The sequence below is a fragment of the Kribbella sp. NPDC056951 genome, from assembly GCF_042674205.1.
GTDB lineage: Bacteria > Actinomycetota > Actinomycetes > Propionibacteriales > Kribbellaceae > Kribbella > Kribbella yunnanensis.
Window position 1 is genome coordinate 7,598 of sequence record NZ_JBHUQZ010000008.1, and the last position, 17,099, is coordinate 24,696.

Annotated in this window: 18 protein-coding genes; 5 read left to right on the plus strand and 13 right to left on the minus strand. The window is 68.0% G+C overall.

All coding sequences use genetic code 11. The annotated features are described in order from the left end of the window. The first annotated feature begins 114 nt into the window (after positions 1-114). The 3 genes from ACFTSF_RS27820 to ACFTSF_RS27830 are packed head-to-tail and all read left to right on the plus strand — an operon-like array spanning position 115 to position 3,346. Positions 115-1,107: an ABC transporter permease gene (locus tag ACFTSF_RS27820; protein ID WP_380156903.1), complete on the plus strand. Its 993-nt coding sequence runs from the start codon at positions 115-117 to the stop codon at positions 1,105-1,107. 32 nt (positions 1,108-1,139) lie between these two features. Next, complete coding sequence (locus ACFTSF_RS27825; protein WP_380156905.1) at positions 1,140-2,267, plus strand: ABC transporter ATP-binding protein; 1,128 nt, start codon at positions 1,140-1,142, stop codon at positions 2,265-2,267. 20 nt (positions 2,268-2,287) lie between these two features. Further along, complete coding sequence (locus ACFTSF_RS27830; protein ID WP_344150277.1) at positions 2,288-3,346, plus strand: dipeptide ABC transporter ATP-binding protein; 1,059 nt, start codon at positions 2,288-2,290, stop codon at positions 3,344-3,346. 154 nt (positions 3,347-3,500) lie between these two features. On the opposite strand, the gene ACFTSF_RS27835 is transcribed toward ACFTSF_RS27830, so the two are convergent. The 13 genes from ACFTSF_RS27835 to ACFTSF_RS27895 form a co-directional block, all read right to left on the minus strand. Then, positions 3,501-4,799 carry a sugar ABC transporter permease gene (locus ACFTSF_RS27835; RefSeq protein WP_380156908.1) on the minus strand — a complete coding sequence of 433 codons (1,299 nt, stop codon included), beginning with the start codon at positions 4,797-4,799 and terminating at the stop codon, positions 3,501-3,503. Then, positions 4,796-5,611 (minus strand): ATP-binding cassette domain-containing protein, encoded by an 816-nt coding sequence (locus ACFTSF_RS27840; protein WP_344150283.1) that lies wholly within the window; start codon positions 5,609-5,611, stop codon positions 4,796-4,798. The genes ACFTSF_RS27835 and ACFTSF_RS27840 overlap by 4 nt, the downstream gene beginning before the upstream one ends. Positions 5,612-5,747: 136 nt before the next feature. Then, entirely contained in the window at positions 5,748-6,824 is a 1,077-nt protein-coding gene (locus ACFTSF_RS27845; protein WP_344150286.1) for a substrate-binding domain-containing protein, read from the minus strand. Positions 6,825-6,938: 114 nt separating this feature from the next. Continuing rightward, complete coding sequence (locus ACFTSF_RS27850) at positions 6,939-8,123, minus strand: ROK family transcriptional regulator (protein WP_344150289.1); 1,185 nt, start codon at positions 8,121-8,123, stop codon at positions 6,939-6,941. Positions 8,124-8,390: 267 nt separating this feature from the next. Continuing rightward, positions 8,391-9,185, minus strand: a complete 795-nt coding sequence (cobS, locus tag ACFTSF_RS27855; RefSeq protein ID WP_380156911.1) for an adenosylcobinamide-GDP ribazoletransferase — start codon at positions 9,183-9,185, stop codon at positions 8,391-8,393. After that, positions 9,182-9,709 carry a bifunctional adenosylcobinamide kinase/adenosylcobinamide-phosphate guanylyltransferase gene (locus ACFTSF_RS27860; protein ID WP_380156913.1) on the minus strand — a complete coding sequence of 176 codons (528 nt, stop codon included), beginning with the start codon at positions 9,707-9,709 and terminating at the stop codon, positions 9,182-9,184. The genes cobS and ACFTSF_RS27860 overlap by 4 nt, the downstream gene beginning before the upstream one ends. Next, positions 9,702-10,511, minus strand: coding sequence for an ECF transporter S component (locus tag ACFTSF_RS27865; protein WP_344150298.1), 810 nt, complete (start codon positions 10,509-10,511; stop codon positions 9,702-9,704). The genes ACFTSF_RS27860 and ACFTSF_RS27865 overlap by 8 nt, the downstream gene beginning before the upstream one ends. Then, on the minus strand, positions 10,508-12,118 hold the full coding sequence (locus tag ACFTSF_RS27870) for an ABC transporter ATP-binding protein (RefSeq protein ID WP_380156915.1): 1,611 nt from the start codon (positions 12,116-12,118) through the stop codon (positions 10,508-10,510). The genes ACFTSF_RS27865 and ACFTSF_RS27870 overlap by 4 nt, the downstream gene beginning before the upstream one ends. Further along, positions 12,115-13,200, minus strand: coding sequence for a CbiQ family ECF transporter T component (locus tag ACFTSF_RS27875; protein ID WP_380156916.1), 1,086 nt, complete (start codon positions 13,198-13,200; stop codon positions 12,115-12,117). Before ACFTSF_RS27875 ends, ACFTSF_RS27870 begins: the two co-directional genes overlap by 4 nt. After that, positions 13,200-13,895, minus strand: a complete 696-nt coding sequence (locus tag ACFTSF_RS27880) for an SCO2322 family protein (protein WP_380156917.1) — start codon at positions 13,893-13,895, stop codon at positions 13,200-13,202. Before ACFTSF_RS27880 ends, ACFTSF_RS27875 begins: the two co-directional genes overlap by 1 nt. A gap of 26 nt (positions 13,896-13,921) precedes the next feature. Further along, complete coding sequence (locus tag ACFTSF_RS27885) at positions 13,922-14,131, minus strand: hypothetical protein (protein WP_380156919.1); 210 nt, start codon at positions 14,129-14,131, stop codon at positions 13,922-13,924. Beyond that, a complete protein-coding gene (locus tag ACFTSF_RS27890) occupies positions 14,128-15,138 on the minus strand; it encodes an aldo/keto reductase family protein (RefSeq protein WP_380156921.1) in 1,011 nt (336 codons plus the stop codon). The genes ACFTSF_RS27885 and ACFTSF_RS27890 overlap by 4 nt, the downstream gene beginning before the upstream one ends. Before the next feature lie 19 nt (positions 15,139-15,157). Further along, on the minus strand, positions 15,158-15,748 hold the full coding sequence (locus tag ACFTSF_RS27895; RefSeq protein ID WP_380156923.1) for a DUF3043 domain-containing protein: 591 nt from the start codon (positions 15,746-15,748) through the stop codon (positions 15,158-15,160). 165 nt (positions 15,749-15,913) lie between these two features. Here ACFTSF_RS27895 and ACFTSF_RS27900 point away from each other — a divergent pair, with 165 nt between their 5' ends. Together ACFTSF_RS27900 and ACFTSF_RS27905 are read left to right on the plus strand one after the other, a co-directional pair. Continuing rightward, positions 15,914-16,729, plus strand: coding sequence for a PspA/IM30 family protein (locus tag ACFTSF_RS27900; protein WP_344150319.1), 816 nt, complete (start codon positions 15,914-15,916; stop codon positions 16,727-16,729). Then, positions 16,726-17,001, plus strand: a complete 276-nt coding sequence (locus ACFTSF_RS27905) for a hypothetical protein (protein WP_344150322.1) — start codon at positions 16,726-16,728, stop codon at positions 16,999-17,001. The genes ACFTSF_RS27900 and ACFTSF_RS27905 overlap by 4 nt, the downstream gene beginning before the upstream one ends. Positions 17,002-17,099: the final 98 nt, after the last annotated feature.

A 17,099-nucleotide genomic window follows, 5' to 3' on the forward strand; every position in this document is an offset into this window, starting at 1 on the left:
CCCCACCACCCACCCCTCCCGTTGTGGGTGCAGACCCTGTTCTTTCTTTTTTGCGGGGGGTGGTCGCCCCGGCCTTCCAGCCGGTCACCACCCCCCTCGGTGAGGAGACACCTCGTGCTCTACTTCGTGGCGCGCCGCCTGGTCAGCGCGCTCAGTGTCGTGTTGGTCACGCTGATCGCGACCTTCGCGCTGTTCTTCGTCGCGCCGACCGACCCGGCGGCCGCGATCTGCGGTGATCGCAACTGCACCCAGGAGCGATACAACGAGATCAAGAAGAACCTGCACCTGGACCAGCCCAAGGTGCAGCAGTTCGCGGAGTACACCGCGGGCATTTTCGCCGGACGGACCTTCGAGACGTCTGGCGTCATTCAGGAGTGCAACGCACCCTGTCTGGGGTACTCCTTCAAGAACGACCGTCCGGTGACGCAGATGCTCAAGGACCGGTTACCGGTCACGGTGTCGCTGGTCGCCGGGTACGCCGTACTGGTTCTGACGATCGGTGTCTTCGTAGGCTCGATGGCTGCGAAGCGACGCGGGACGCTGGGCGACCGGGCGCTGATGAGCAGCACCTTGATCCTCAGTTCGGTGCCGTACTACATCGTGGCGCTGATGATCTCGCTCTACTTCACGATCCTCTACCCGATCCTGCCTCGTGGCGGATATACGCCGATCACGGACAACGCGGGCAAGTGGGCGGCCGGGCTGCTCACGCCCTGGCTGGTGCTGGGCATCTACAACTGCACGGCGTACGCGCGGTACTCGCGGGGCTCGATGGTGGAGACCCTGAGTGAGGACTACATCCGGACGGCGCGGGCCAAGGGCCTGTCGGACCGGAAGGTGACCTACAAGCACGCGCTGCGCTCGGGCATGATCCCGGTCATCACGATCTTCGGTCTGGATGTCGCGGGCAGTCTGGCCGGCGCGATCTTCACCGAGCGGATCTTCGACCTGCCCGGTCTGGGCAACCTGGTCCTGCAGAGCCTGGAGACCTACGACCTGCCCGTCATCATGGGCACCGTGCTGGTCGCCTCCGTGGTGCTGGTGGCGATGAACTTCCTGGTGGATATCGGCTACAGCCTGATCGACCCGCGGGTGAGGCTTTCGTGACCACTCCCGCCCCAGAAGACCGGAAGGACAGCATGGCCGAGAACGCAGGCGAGCAGCCGGCCGCAGCGGCGGCGGCCAAGCGCGGCCCGTCGGTCGCGACCCGTGAGCGCCGTGCCGGCCTCATGAACCCCAGCGGCGAGACGCCGTACCTCGTGGTCGAGGACCTGACGGTCAAGTTCCCGACCGCCGACGGCATCGTCAGCGCGGTGAACGGGCTGAGCTATTCGGTACCGCTCGGCCGCACGCTGTCGATCGTCGGTGAGTCCGGCTCCGGCAAGTCGGTGTCGAGCATGGCCGTGATGGGGCTGCACGACCGCAAGCGCACCCAGATCACCGGATCGATCAAGCTCGGCGGTGACGAGCTGATCGGCCTGTCCGAGAACGACCTGATGAAGATCCGCGGTGACGCGGTCGCGATGGTCTTCCAGGACCCGCAGTCCTCGCTGCACCCGCTCTACACGGTCGGCAACCAGATCTCCGAGGCCTACCGGGTGCACCACAAGGTCTCCAAGGACGTCGCCAAGAAACGCGCCCTGGAGATGCTCGACCTGGTCGGCATTCCCAACCCGGTACGGCGCTTCGGTCAGTACCCGCACGAGTTCTCCGGCGGTATGCGGCAGCGCGCCATGATCGCGATGGGTCTGGTCAACGACCCGAAGCTGATCATCGCCGACGAGCCGACCACCGCGCTCGACGTCACCGTCCAGGCACAGATCCTGGACCTGCTGAACAACCTGCAGAAGGAGTTCGGTTCGGCGATCGTCCTGATCACCCACGACCTGGGTGTGGTGGCCGAGATGGCGGACGACGTACTGGTCATGTACGCCGGTCGCTGCGTCGAGTACGGAACCGCCGAGGACGTGCTGGCGAACCCGCGGATGCCCTACACCTGGGGCCTGCTCGAGTCGATCCCGACGGTGTCGGCGGCGAGTGAGAAGCTGCGCCCGATCAAGGGTCTGCCGCCGAGCCTGCTGAACCTGCCGAGCGGCTGCTCGTTCAACCCGCGCTGCCCCTACAAGGACCGCGTCAAGGGTGAGCGCTGCACCACCGAACTGCCCGAGCTGCTGCCGGTCGACGGCGCCGGAGCCCACACGTCCCGTTGTCACCTGCACGACAAGGCCTCGATCTACGAGACCGAAGTCCTGCCGAGACTGAGCTGACGAGCGGACTGAGGAGACAGATGAGCGACACAGTACGTCCGATCGACCAGCCGGCCGCTCAGGGCGAGACGCTGCTTCGGGTCCGCGACCTGAAGATGCACTTCCCGATCAAGGAAGCCGCCGGTCTGGGCCGGACGAAGAAGGTCGTCCAGGCCGTCGACGGGGTCAGCTTCGACCTCAAGGCGGGGCAGAGCCTCGGCCTGGTCGGCGAGTCCGGATGTGGCAAGTCCACCACCGGCCGGATGATCACCCGGCTGCTCACCCCCACCTCGGGTGAGATCAACTTCAAGGGCACCGACATCGCCCGGCTGAAGGAGCGCGAACTGCGCCCGTTCCGCCGCCAGCTGCAGATCGTCTTCCAGGACCCCTACAGCTCGCTGAACCCGCGCCAGACGGTCAGCAACATCATCAGTACGCCGTTGCGCGTGCACAAGCTGGTCAAGAAGGGCGAGGAGCTCGGCCGGGTCCAGGAGCTCCTGGAGCGGGTCGGCCTGAACCCGGAGCACCACAACCGCTACCCGAACGAGTTCTCCGGCGGCCAGCGGCAGCGCATCGGGATCGCCCGCGCACTTGCGGTCGAGCCCGAGGTGATCATCGCCGACGAGCCGGTCTCCGCGCTCGACGTGTCCATCCAGGCCCAGGTGATGAACCTGCTGGAGGACCTGCGGCGTGACCTCGGGATCGCGTTCGTGTTCATCGCGCACGACCTCGGTGTGGTTCGCCACTTCTGTGACGAGGTCGCAGTGATGTACCTGGGCAAGATCGTCGAGCAGGGCCCGCGGGAGCAGATCTACGGCGCTCCGCAGCACCCCTACACCCAGGCGCTGCTGTCCGCGGCTCCGGACCTCGGCACGATCCGCGGCGTACCGCCGAAGGAGCGGATCCGGCTGGTCGGCGACGTACCCTCGCCGATCGACCCACCGAGCGGCTGCCGTTTCCGCACCCGCTGCTGGAAGGCCGAGGACATCTGCGCAACGCAGGAGCCGAAGCTCGAAGGCAAGCCGCAGTCGGCTCCCGGCCACGCCGCAGCGTGCCACTTCGCGGAGCCGAAGGTCGACCTCGTCGCCGAGATCGCCTGACCTGCAAGCACAAAGACCCCCTGCCTATCGGGCAGGGGGTCTACTTGTTTGGCCCTCCTTGGAGGTCCAGCCGTAGCCGGATGCCTGAGGTTGGAACCGGTGGGCCCCCGCCGCGCAGGGGGTCAGGAGGGGGCCCACCGGGTCTGGGGGGTGGTTAGGCTCGGCCGTGGGCTTGGCGGCTGCGGCGGCTGAGGGAGTCGATGGTGACGGCTATCAGGAGGACGCCGGCGGTGACTACGTAGCGGACGCTGGAGTCGAGGCTGAGCAGGGCGAGGCCGTTCTGGATCGACATGATCACGAAGGCGCCGAGGAGGGCGGAGTAGGCCGAGCCGCGGCCGCCGAAGAGGCTGGTGCCGCCGATGACGGCGGCTGCGATCGCGTTCAGGTTGGTGTCGGTGCCACCGCTGCTCTGGCCGACGGCGACCAGGCGGGCGGCGGCGAGGATGCCGCCGACGGCGGCGAAGGTGGAGCAGGCGGCGAAGACGGACAGGTAGATCATCCGGACGTTGATACCGGCGCGGCGGGCGCCTTCGACGTTGCCGCCGACCGCGACGACCGAGCGGCCCCAGCGGGTTCGGCGGATGGCGAAGTCGGTGACGACGACGAGGGCCAGGAAGAGCAGGAACATCGACGAGACGCCGCGGTCGCCGTTCAGGATGATCGCTGGGATCGCCAGTACGGCGGCCAGGGCGACGGCCTTGATGGCGATCATCGAGTGCGGGGCGGCGGACAGGCCGGCGGCGAGTCGGGCGCCGCGGGCGCGGAGGCGGGTGAGCACGTAGGCCACGACGACGACGGCGATCAGGCCGTACGACAAAGCCGGCGGCAGGAAGCTGCGGGCGGCGAAGCCGACCAGGGCCGAGTCGAACGGGAAGTTCAGGGTGCCTTCCTTGCCGAGCACCAGCAGTTGCAGGCCGAGGAAGCCGAGCAGACCGGCCAGCGTGATCACGAAGCTCGGCACGCCGAACCTGGTGAACAGTGCTCCGTAGAACAGTCCGATCACCAGCCCGAGCACGACGGAGATGATCAAGGAGATCACCAACGGCCAGCCCTGGTTGACGAAGGTGACGCCGAGGACGGCCGCAGCCAGGCCGCTCACCGAACCGACGGACAGGTCGATCTCGCCGAGCAGCAGGACCAGAACGATGCCGAGGGCAATGACTCCGATCGAGGTGGTCTGCAGGGTCAGGTTGACCAGGTTGCGGCTGGACAGGAACGAGCCGTTGGCGATCTGGAAGACCGCCCAGATGATGATCAGGCCGATCACCACCGGGACCGAACCCAGGTCGCCGGAGCGCAGCCGGCTGGTGAAGGCGGAGATCGCGCCGCTGACACCACGGCTGGCGATCAGGCGCTCGTCCTGCAGGTCGGCGGGCAGCTGGTCCGCGGTGACAACCGCGTCGCCGTTGCCGTTGGAGTCCTGCGGCCGGGTCTCGGATCCGTGCACGGTCATGATGCCGAGCCCTCCTCCCGCGTCCGGCGCGCCGCGCGCTCGGAGACGGCATTGTCGGTCGCGCCGGTGATCGCGGCGATGATGTCCTGGCTCTTGGTCTCGCTGACCTGGAAGACGCCGTTGTTACGGCCCAGACGCAGTACGGCGACCCGGTCGGCCACCGCCATCACGTCGGCCATGTTGTGGCTGATCAGGATGACCGCGAGACCGCGTTCGCGCAGCCGCTCGACGAGGTTCAGCACCTCGGCGGTCTGAGCGACGCCGAGGGCCGCGGTCGGCTCGTCGAGCATCACGACCTTCGGGTCGCCGAGCAGGCTGCGAGCGATCGCGACGGTCTGCCGCTGTCCGCCGGACAGGCTGGCCACCGGGATCCGCACCGAGGGGATCTTGGCCGACAGCTGCCGGAGCAGCTGCCAGGAGGAACGCTCCATCTCGATCTCGTCCAGCACCCGGCCCTTGCGCAGTTCGCGGCCGAGGTAGAGGTTCGCGACGACGTCCAGGTTGTCGCACAGCGCGAGGTCCTGGAAGACGGTCGCGATGCCCAGCTGCTGAGCCTCTGCCGGGCTCCCGACCCGCACCTCCTTGCCGTCGAACACCATGGTGCCGTCGTCGGCGGTGTAGACCCCGGCGATCGTCTTCACCAGCGTCGACTTGCCGGCGCCGTTGTCGCCGACCAGGGCGAGCACCTCACCGGCGCGGACGTCGAGCTCGATGTTCTTCAGGGCCTGCACGGCCCCGAACCGCTTGGAGATGCCCCGCAGCGCCAGCACCGTCGAGGTACCGGGTGGGGCGGGGGTGGGAATGACAGTCACTCGATCAGCCTCCTGAGGCTTCGTTCTGCCCATGATCCCGGCGTGGGCGCTGTCGGGGTAGGGCGACAAGGCAACGAACAAACATCCGACGCCGGTTCCGCCTCGACCTCACTCGGGGCGGAACCGGCGGCGGGGGTCAGCTCAGGCCGGCCGCGGTGCAGGCGGCCTGGAACGACGCGGTGCAGATGTCGGTCACCTTGTAGATGCCGTCCTTGACGACGGTGTCCTTGATGTTCGCCTTGGTCACGGCGACCGGGTCGAGGATCGTCGAGGGGACGCCCTTGAAGTCACCGGTCGACTCGGCCTTGCCGCCGCCGGCCAGGGCGACGGCAGCCTTCGCGGCGGCCTCGGCCTGCGGCTTGACGGCCTTGTAGATGGTCATCGCCTGGTCGCCGGAGACGATCCGCTGGATCGCGGCGAGTTCCGAGTCCTGACCGGTGACCGGCGGCAGCGGGGTCACGCCGCCACCCTTGAGCGCTGCGATGGCGCCGCCCGCCGTACCGTCGTTGGCCGCGTACACGCCGACCAGACCGTTCTTGATGGCGCTCAGCTGGCCTTCCATCCAGGCCTGGGCCTTGTCCGGGCTCCAGTCCGGGGTGTCGAACTCGGCGGCGATCTTGAAACCGCTGGAGTCGAGCACGCTGTGCGCGCCCTTCTTGAAGTCGGCGGCGTTCGGGTCGGTCGGCGAACCGTTGATCATGGCCAGGTTGCCGGAGGTCTTGCCGGCCGCCTTCAGGGTGTCCACCAGGGTCTGTGCCTGCAGCTTGCCGACGGCCTCGTTCTCGAACGAGACGTAGTAGTTGGCGCCCTCGATGAACCGGTCGTAGGCGATCACCGGGACGCTCTGGCCCTTGGCCGAGGCGACGACCGCGGCGGCGGCCTTGCCGTCGACCGGGTCCAGGACGAGCACGTTCGCACCCTGGGTGAGCGCGGCCTCGGCCTGCTGTTGCTGCTTGGCCGGGTCCTGGTCGGCGTTGCTGTAGATCAGCTCGCAGTCCGCACAGGCCGCCTTCAGGGCCTCGGTGAACAGCGGCCGGTCGAGGGCCTCGTACCGGGTGGTCTTCGACTCGGGGAGGAGCAGGGCGATCTTCTTGCCGCCGCTCTTCGAACCGCTCCCGGAGCCGCCGTCGTCGGAGCCACAGGCAACCAGCGAGACGGCAAGGGCCGAGACGGCGAGGCCGAGGCCGACGAGACGAGGTACTGACACGGACATATGCGACTCCTTGACGTGAAGGCCCGAGTAGGCCTGACCGAAGTCAAGACCCATCCCGGCTTTGACGTCAAGACTTGAATTCAAGAAATAGACATATCGTTGTTACGCGACTGTCTAATTCACCAGTGACTGCGTGGCGTGACTGTGGCTGAGCAGCGACGCGAGATGGATGGCTCCGAGGACGTCGGCTTCGTCACCCAGCGCAGCCGGTCGGAGCTCGACGGTAGCGGCCGCGCTCGGAATCGCGCACCGGTCGAGTGCCTCCCGAAGGGGGAGCAGGACCAGATCACCGGCCTCGGCGAGCAGGCCGCCGACCACGATCACCTCAGGATTCAGCAGGTTGACCAGCCCGGCCACGGCGACCCCGACCCGGCGGCCGGCGTCCTCGATCGCCCGGCGACAGCCGACGTCGTCCGCCAGAGCTCGGTGCACGATGTCCTTGAGCCGAAGCGGTCCGTGCGAAGCGGCCAGGCTGCTGATCAGCGCCCGGGATCCGACGAACGTGTCCAGACAACCACGGTTACCACAGCGGCAGATCGGCCCGTTCTCGTCGATTGTCACGTGCCCGATCTCGCCCGCCGTACCGGCCGAGCCGCGGAAGATCTCGCCGTTCAGCACGATGCCTGCGCCGACGCCGTACGAGAACTTCAGGTAGCAGCCGTTCTGAACCCCTTGCAGTGCGCCGTTCCGCAGCTCGCCGAGGGCCGCGAGGTTGGCCGTGTTGTCGAGGGCAACCGGTGCGCGCAGGTAGCCGGTCATCGCCTCGGCGACATTCACTCCACGCCAACCCGGCAGTACGGCGTCAGACCCGGCCTGGTGACTCACCGAGTCGACCGGTGTCGGCAACCCGAACCCGATCGCGGCAATCTCCTCGACCCCGGAACTGACAGTCTCGGACAAGTCGGCCAGCAGTCGCGCCACCCGCTCCATCCCGTCGTCGGCCGCGTGATCAGCCTGCAGCGGCATCGACTGCTGCGCGAGAATCTCGCGAGACTCGTCCGCGATCGCAACCCGGACATCCCTCTCCCCGAACGCAACCCCAGCCAACAATCCACCACCAGACGCAAGGCTCACCAGTACGGCGCGACGTCCGTTGCGGATGCTGCGCGACAACCCGACCATGCCGGCCTGGTCGAGCTCGCGCACCATGTTCGACACGGTCGCGGCCGACAATCCGGACGCGGCCGCGATCTCGACCTGCGTCAACGGACCGTGCTGCCGGACAACCCCCAGAACGCGCGCACGATTGGCTTCGCGCAGCGAAGTCTGCGACCCAGGCGCGGAGCGGCTTGCGTTCATTACATAAACATAACGGATCGCGGCGTGGTTGCACCCACACACCGCCCGACAACCGCCGACATGATCCTCCGCCTCACTCAAACCCCCAACGCCCCGCCCCAGACCCTAATCCACCCACCCCTCGCAGCCAGCCCCCGACGCACCCCACCTTGAGCACCCCTCAACCACCACGCCCCCCGCGCCACGACCGATCCGTGCTCAAGGTGATGCGTGCGGCCTTGAGCACGGCTCGACCATTTGTCGGCCTGCGATGTGGTTGAGGGGTGCTCAAAGTGGGGTTAGGGCTAGGGCGGTGAGGGTTACGGGGAGGGTTAGTTCGATGGCGGCGCCTAGTACGTCGCCTGTGGTGCCGCCTAGGGCGGATTGGGCTCGGCGGGTGGTGGCTAGGGCGGTTAGGACGGCTAGGAGGATGGTTAGGGCGGTGGGGGCGGGGGACGCGCTGAGCCAACCTGTGGTTTTGGGTGCGGTTAGCGCGGTTAGGGCTAGGGCGGGGACTAGTACGGCGAGGGTGGTCAGGAGGGCGGTTCGGGGGTGGACTGTGGCGGCTACTAGGGCGCCTAGGCCTTCGGGGCGGGCTGGGGGGATGGTGGTTCGGCAGGTCCAGGGGAGGGTTAGGCGGCTGGCGGTGGTGGCGATCAGGATGGCTTGCCAGCCGAGGTTGGCATGGAGGCAGGCTGTTAGGGCGGCTACGTCGACCAGGAGGACTCCGACGATGCTGACTACGCCGAAGGGGCCGATGTCGCTTTGTTTCATGATGCGGAGCATGGTTTCGCGGTCTCGGCGGCTGCCTAGGGCGTCGGCGAAGTCGGCCAGGCCGTCCAGGTGCAGGCCGCCGGAGAGGGCGGCTACGGCCAGGACGCCCAGTACGGCGGCGAGCAGGTCGGCGTCCGGTCGTACCAACTGGGCGAGGGCGACTACGCCGGCTGCGATTGCGCCGAGTACGGCGCCGACCAGTGGGGCGAGGATCATCGCTCGGCTGCCGACAATGCGGTCGACGTGGGACGGCATTCCGGCGGGGAGGATGGTGAGCAGGCCGAAGGCGAGGCGTAGTGAATCGATCATGTGAGCGGGAGGGTTCGGCCGGCGATCGTGTAGAGGGCCTGGTCTGAGGCGAGGGAGATGCTGGTGTTGAGGCGGCCCATCAGGTCGCGGAAGAGGCGGGTACCGGGGTCGGCGGGGACCACACCGGAGCCGATGTCGTTGCTGACGGCAACCACGATGCGCGGGGTCGCGGCCCAGGCTGCGGTGAGAGCGGCGATGCGGTCCTCGACCAGGGCTGCGCGGGTCAGGTCGGGCCAGATCTCGAGGGCGTCCATGGTCCGGGACAGCCAGAGCGTCAGGCAGTCGATCAGCAGCGGCTGACCGGGTTCCGAGAGCAGCGGGACGAGGTCGATCGTCTCGACCAGGCCCCACGACGACGGCCGCCGGGCCTGATGCTTGGCGACGCGCTCGGCCCACTCAGCACTACCCGAGTCGTCTCCGCCAGTGGCGACGTACAGGACGTTCGGTACGTCGGCCAGCAGCCGCTCGGCCGCCACGGACTTGCCGGAGCGGGCGCCGCCGAGGATGAGGGTGCGGTCAGGCATGCGGACTCCTTGGCTCGAAAACCACCGGGGTGTCGAAGGCAGCCTTCCGGGCGGTACGGCGGAACGCGTTCAGCACCGGCCGACCGAGCACCAGCACCAGTACGGCGCACAGCACGCCGCGCGGTATGTCCCAGCCAAGCGACGTCGCCACGACGAACAGCAGGTACCGGTGCAGGTTGTCCACCAGCGCGTCACCTGGGATGAACGAGAAGTCGCTGCCGAAGGTTGCGTACGGCCAGAACCACAGGTTCATCACCACGCCGTACAAGACACCAGCAACGAGCGAGTACGTCGCCAGCAGCAGCACCTCGAGTCGCCCACCAGCCCGCGGTAGCAGGCCGGCCAGACAGCCCACCCACGCACAGGCGAACATCTGGAACGGCATCCACGGTCCGACGCCACCACTGATCAGCGCACCACCCAGCAACGACACCGACCCCAGCACGAACCCGAACCCAGCCCCAAAGGCACGTCCGGCCAGCACCAGCAGAAAGAACCCAGGCTCCAAACCGGCCGTCCCTGGACCCAGTGCACGCAGCGCGGCCCCGACAGCCGCCAGCATCCCCAGCAGAGACACGACCTTCGCATCGATCCCGGACTCGGACAGCTCAGCCAGTACGACGGCCACCAGCAGCGGCAGCAGTAAGACGAACAGCCAGGGCGCATCGGTCGTGTGACCGATCGCAGACTCTCCCGCTTGATCGGTCTGCCAGAGCAGTGGCCAAGCGAACGCAAACACGCCAACCAGAGACGCGAGCAACAGCGTGCCGGTACTGCGCGGCCGCAGTCGGATCAGGTTCACGATGCGCGCTCCAGGGCCGTAGCGACCTCGCCAACGGTCAGGAACGGCAGTGGCGCCAGGATCTTTGCCACCTGCGGTGCAAACGCGGGGGAGTCCGCCACAACGGTCGCAGTCTCGCCCTCACTCACCAGCTCGCCGTCTGCGAGCACCATCACTCGAGTGGCGACCTCAGCCACCATCTCGACGTCATGTGTCGACAGCACGACCGCATGGCCGGCCGCAGCCAGCTCGCGCAGGATCTCGACCAGCCGCCGCTTGGCGCCGTAGTCCAGACCGCGAGTGGGCTCATCGAGCAGCAACAACGGCGGTGCACCACACAGTACGACGGCCAATGCCAGACACAGGCGTTGTCCCTCGGACAGGTCCCGTGGATGTAGCTGATCGTCCACACCCGGTGCCAGTCGTTCCAGCACCGCCCGACAGGTCCCAGCGGGCACGCGGAAGTCGGAATCCGCGCCAGCGCACTCGTCCACGACTGTTGCCGCATACAACAGGTCAGCCGGCTCCTGCGGTACCAGTCCGACCGCCTTGACCAGCTTGGCCGGTCGAGTACGACGGGGGTCCGCGCCAGCCGCGGTCACCGTGCCAGAGCGCGGCGGCACGATTCCCACCAACGCATTGAGCAGCGTGGACTTGCCAGCGCCGTTGCGGCCCATCAGTGCGACGATCTCGCCGGCCCGGATGCTGACCGACACCCCACGCAAGGCGGTCACGGCCCCATAGCCAACGATCAGGTCCTTGCAGCCGGCCAGCTCAGCCCCGGTCACAGCAGCTCGCCGCAATGGCTTCACATCAGCCAGCTGATCCCGCAGCGCCACAGCAGCTCGCCGTGCATCCCGCACCGACAGCGGTAGCGGAGACCACCCAGCCAACCGGCCGAGCTCGACCACCGGCGGTGCGACCGGTGCGGTCACCATCTGGTCGGCGGGAAGGCCGGTCGACACCAGTCCGATCCCGCCCGGTACCTCGATCACACGGTCGGCGTACTGCACCACGCGCTCGAGTCGGTGCTCAGCCATCACCACAGTGACGCCCAGGTCGTGCACGAGCCGCTGCAGCGCAGCCAGCACCTCCTCGGCCGCCTGTGGGTCCAGTGCGGACGTCGGCTCGTCCAGCACGAGCACAGCGGGATGCGAGGTCAGCGCTGCGCCGATAGCGGTTCGTTGCCGTTGGCCACCGGACAGTGACGTCAGTGCGCGGTCACGAACGTCCGCCAGCCCCAGCAGATCCAGCGTCTCCTCGACTCGGCGCCGCATCACGTCGGGCGCCGTACCGAGCGACTCCATGCTGTACGCGAGCTCGTCCTCAACAGTGTCTGTGACGAACCCAGTCATCGGGTCCTGCCCGACGAACCCGACCACATCGGCCAGATCGCGCGGCCGGTACTCCCGCGTGTCCCGCCCGTTGACCAACACCCGCCCGGCCAGCGTGCCGCCGGTGAAGTGCGGCACCAGCCCATTGATCGCCCGCAACAGCGTCGACTTGCCGGAACCGGTCCGCCCGATCACCAGCGCCAGCTCACCCTCGGGCACCGTGAAGCTCACATCCCGTACGGCGGGCGCCACAGCGCCGTCGTACGTGACTGTCACGTGGTCGAACTCGATCATGCGGCCCCCAGCCGATTAGGAGGCGCGGCCAGCGCCGGTGCCAGACCAATCAATACGCCGACCACCGGCAGCACCGGGATCGGCGGTACGACGAGTGGTCCGGCCAGCAGCAGTCCGTGCACCCCGCGGACCGCAGCGACCACCATGACAGCGGCAGCCGCCGCCCCGGCCGCAGTCACCAACCACTCCGGCAGCGCCCACGGGTCGGGCCGGTAGCGTGTACGCGTCACCCGCCGCCGACCGATGCCCAGCGCACCGACCGCAAGCAGCAGTCCGATCGCCAGTGCGGTCAGTGCGAACGGGAACGCGAGCGAATCCGTCAGCAGCGCGTAGACCCCGAGCAGAATGCCCAGCAGCCCCAACAGCACACACAACCCAGTGATTCGCCGCTGCCGACGCGGTACCTGCGCAGTCCGCCCATAGCCACGCGAATCCATCGCAGCGGCCAGCTCCACCGACCTGTCCAACGCACCCTCCAGTACCGGCATGGCCGTCGTCCGAAACGACCCGCGGGTGCGGCCACGAAGCCGCCGCGCAGCCCGGATCCGGCGCGCGTCGGTCACCAGCTGCGGTGCGAACGTCAGAGCGACCACACAGGCCACACCCATCTCGTAGAGGGCCCCCGGCAACGACTTGAGCAGCCGCCGCGGACTGGCCAGCGCATTGGCCGCACCGATACAACACAACATCACCGCGAGCTGCCCACCGTCGTACAGAGCGGTGACGACGGCCTCAGCCGTCACCTGCCCACCCAGCTTGACCCCGGCAGCCCAGTCCGGCAAGGGGATCTGCGGCAGCGTGAACAGCACGACGTTGCCCTGCGAGCGCGTCGACAGCAACGCCTGCAGGACGATCCGGATCCCGATCACCATCAGACCGAGCTTGAGGAACGCAGTGAAGCTGTGCGCCCAGGGAGCGTCGGTGCGGCGCGCAGCCACGACGAAGCCGGTCACCGCGAGGATCAGTACCAGCAGCACCGGGTTGCGGGTCCGGCTGGCGGCGACCGCCATCCCGAGAGCCCACAGCCACCAGGCCCCCGGATGCAGCGCCCGGGGGAGCGTCAGGCGGTGGACGGCACGCACTACGCTCTCGTGCGCCGGCGGCGCACCAGAACCACACCACCCGCGGCCAGAGCGCCGACGAGTACCACCACGAGAATCAGCGGCACCCAGGTGCCGCTGCCCTTGTTGTCGTCCGCCACCGATCCAGCCGGTACCTTCGACGAGCCGACCGGGTTGTCGATCTGCAACTGCACCGGCTGATCGGTCGCCGGGACCTGGATGTTCTTCACCGGCTCACCGCACCCCTTGGACGGGTAGCCGCCGATCCCGCAGGTGAGGCCCTTCTCGATCCGTGTGGGTCCGACCGCGGCCAGCACCTGCGCCCCGTTGGACTTCGGATCCGTCACCACACAGGTTCCAGCGGGGGTTCCGGCCTGTTCGCCGGCCGGCTGGTCTTCCGCCGTACCGGGGTCGATCACGACCGCCACCCGCTTCTTGCCCGTCTCGGCCGGGACGTCCTTGCAGATCGCCTCGAAGTCACCAGCAGCCCGCGGCACTCGCGGCTTGGCGCCACCGAGCGCATACCGCCAGCCCTCCACGGATCCATCAGCCGGTACGACGCCGTCCGGGCCCTTCTGCGCGAAGGACCACTGGCCCGAGCTCCACTGGTAGTAGCCCCAGAACTTGAACCCGTCCTCGGCATGCGCTTGCGTGGTGGCGGTCCCTGCGAGCAGGAGGCCCGCCACCAAGCTCAGAAGCAGTCGTTTCACAGTCACCGCAGCAGGGTAACCGCTACGGCTTGCTACTCCTGCGCCTCCAGGCTCATCGGGCCGTACACCTCACGCCCGTCCTCGAGCAGGAAGACCTGCCCGACACCCTTCTCGGCGAGCTCGCGCCAGATCTCGCCCAGCCAGCTCTCGGCGTCGCCCTGCGCCGAGAACTCGGTCCCGCCGACCTCGCTCGGGTCGACGACCGCACCGGTCGGGGTCTCGAACCGCCACACCCAGCTCATGAGCCGGGCCGGGTCTGCGGGGAGTTCTGCGCGGTCTTGGCCGGGTCGCGCTCGATGATGCTGCCGAGCGTCTCGTCGATCCGCTTCAGCACGGTCTCCTCGAGCTTCACGCCGGCGGCCTTCACGTTCTCCACGACCTGCTCGGGCCGGGAGGCGCCGACGATCGCGGAGGCCACGTTCGGGTTCTGCAGGACCCAGGCGACGGCCAGCTGGCCGAGCGACAGGCCGGCCTCGTCGGCGATCGGCTTCAGCTCCTGGACCCGGGTCAGGACGTCGTCGTTCAGGAACCGCTTGATCATGTTGGCGCCGTTCGCGTCGGTCGCCCGCGAGCCCTCCGGCGGCTGCTGCCCCGGCAGGTACTTGCCGGTCAGCACGCCCTGCGCGATCGGGGAGAACACGATCTGGCTGATGCCGAGCTCCTCCGACGCCGGGACCACCTCGGCCTCGATGGTGCGCCAGAGCATGCTGTACTGCGGCTGGTTCGACACGAACGGGATGCGCAGCTCGCGGGCCAGCCGGTGGCCCTCCTGCAGCTGCTCCGCGGTCCACTCCGAGACCCCGATGTAGAGCGCCTTGCCCTGGCGGACCACGTCGGCGAAGGCCTCCATGGTCTCCTCGAGCGGCGTCTCGGTGTCGAACCGGTGCGCCTGGTAGAGGTCGACGTAGTCGGTCTGCAGCCGCTTCAGCGACCCGTTGATCGACTCGTGGATGTGCTTGCGGGACAGACCGGTGTCGTTCGGTCCGCCGGGTCCGGTCGGCCAGTAGACCTTGGTGAAGATCTCCAGCGACTCGCGCCGCTCACCTGCCAGCGCCTCACCGAGGACCGATTCGGCCTTGGTGTTCGCGTAGGTGTCGGCCGTGTCGAACGTGGTGATGCCGGCCTCCAGGGCCGCCTGCACACACGCCTTGGCCTGATCGTTCTCCACCTGGGAACCGTGTGTGAGCCAGTTCCCGTACGAGATCTCGCTGACCTTCAAACCACTGTTGCCGAGATAGCGGAAGTCCATGACCCCGACCCTACAAGGTTCAGACCGGCTTCTCGCCGCGCTTGACCATCGGCTTCGGCAGCCGCCACCGGCGCATCTGCATGGTCCGCCGGACCGCGTAGAACCCGATGCCCTTGACCGGCTCACTCGGGAACTTCACCCCGACCGCCTTCTTCAGGCCCGCCGACAGCAGGAACCAGTCACCCGCGATGACCAGGATCATCACCAGGAAGAAGATGTTCACCAGCCCGGCCAACCAAGGGAACTGCCGCGAGAACACCACCCCGACCAGCGACACCACGAGCAGGATCGGCAGCGCGAACTCCATCACCGAGTAGCGGGCGTCCACGTAGTCGCGAGCGAAGCGCCGTACCGGGCCTTTGTCGGCGGCCGGCAGGTAGCGGTCGTCACCCGTCTGCAGCGCGGACTGCATCTTGGCCCGCTCGGTCCGCATCTTCTCCCGGCGCAGTGCCGACGCCTCCTTGCGGTTGCGTGGCTTCTTGTACGACGCCTTCCGGGCCGCCTCGGCTTCTTTGCGCGACGGGGTCGGCCGTCCCTTGCCGCCCGGCTTGGCCTGTGGCTCGGCGGGTACGGTGGGTGTTGTTGTATCGGACTTGGTACGACGGAACACGGGGTCTGAACCTCATTCGGCAGGACATCGCGACTCGGGGTGGTCCCCGGATGTAGACACCACTTTATCCGGGCCTGTCCCGATGGTGTGGTGACCCGTAGGGACATAGGGTGGTTGACACGCACGCCGGGTCGACGCTCCGGCACAGAAGGGGTACGGATATCGATGAGCATCTTCAAGCGGATGTCGACGATCTTCAAGGCCAAGGCGAACACCGCCCTGGACAAGGCCGAGGATCCTCGCGAAACCCTTGACTACTCGTACCAGAAGCAGCTCGAGCTGCTCCAGAAGGTACGCCGGGGAGTGGCCGACGTGGCCACCAGCCGGAAGCGGGTGGAGCTGCAGGCCTCGCAGCTGCAGGCGCAGTCGGCCAAGCTGCAGGACCAGGCGCAGAAGGCGCTCTCGATGGGCCGCGAGGACCTGGCCCGGGAGGCCCTGACCCGCAAGTCCGGGCTGCAGGGGCAGATCGACGACCTGACCACCCAGCACGCCCAGCTGCAGGGTGAGGAGGAGAAGCTGACGCTGGCCTCGCAGCGCCTGCAGGCCAAGGTCGAGTCCTTCCGGACCCGCAAGGAGACCATCAAGGCCACCTACACCGCGGCCGAGGCGCAGACCCGGATCAACGAGGCCTTCTCGGGCATCTCCGAGGAGATGAGCGACGTCGGTCTGGCCGTGCAGCGGGCCGAGGACAAGACCCAGCAGATGCAGGCCCGGGCCGGCGCGATCGACGAACTGCTGGCCTCCGGCGCGCTCGACGACGCCACCGGCACGCAGAAGGACAGCATCACCCTCGAGCTGGAGCGGATGTCGTCCACCTCCGGTGTCGAGGACGAGCTGGCCGCGATGAAGGCCCAGCTCTCCGGGGGCAGCGCCCCCAAGCAGTTGTCCGGTGAGGCGCCCGGGGCAGCCGCACAACCCGCCCAGCCAGTGCAACAGCCGGTAGCGGAGCCGGCGCGACCACAAGACGGAGACGTTAGATGATCGTTCGCATCATGGGTGAGGGCCAGTGGCAGCTCGCCGACGACAAGCTCGACCAGCTGAACTCGGTCGACGGCGACCTGGAGAAGGCCGTCGCGGCCGGTGACGAGGCCGGTTTCCGGACCGCCTTCGCCGCCCTGCTCGACTTTGTCCGGTCCGGCGAGAAGGTGCCGGACGAAGTGCTGCACGACTCCGACGCCATCCTGCCGCCGAGCGACAGCTCGCTGGCCGAGATGCGTGAACTGATCAGCGGCGACGGCCTGATCGCCGGCTGATCGACCCCCCTTCCGTCGCGGTAGCGTCGGCAAGAACCCCGAGAACCGATACCGGTTCTCGGGGTTCTTCAATTCCTCGGGGTGCTGTCCGCAGTGTG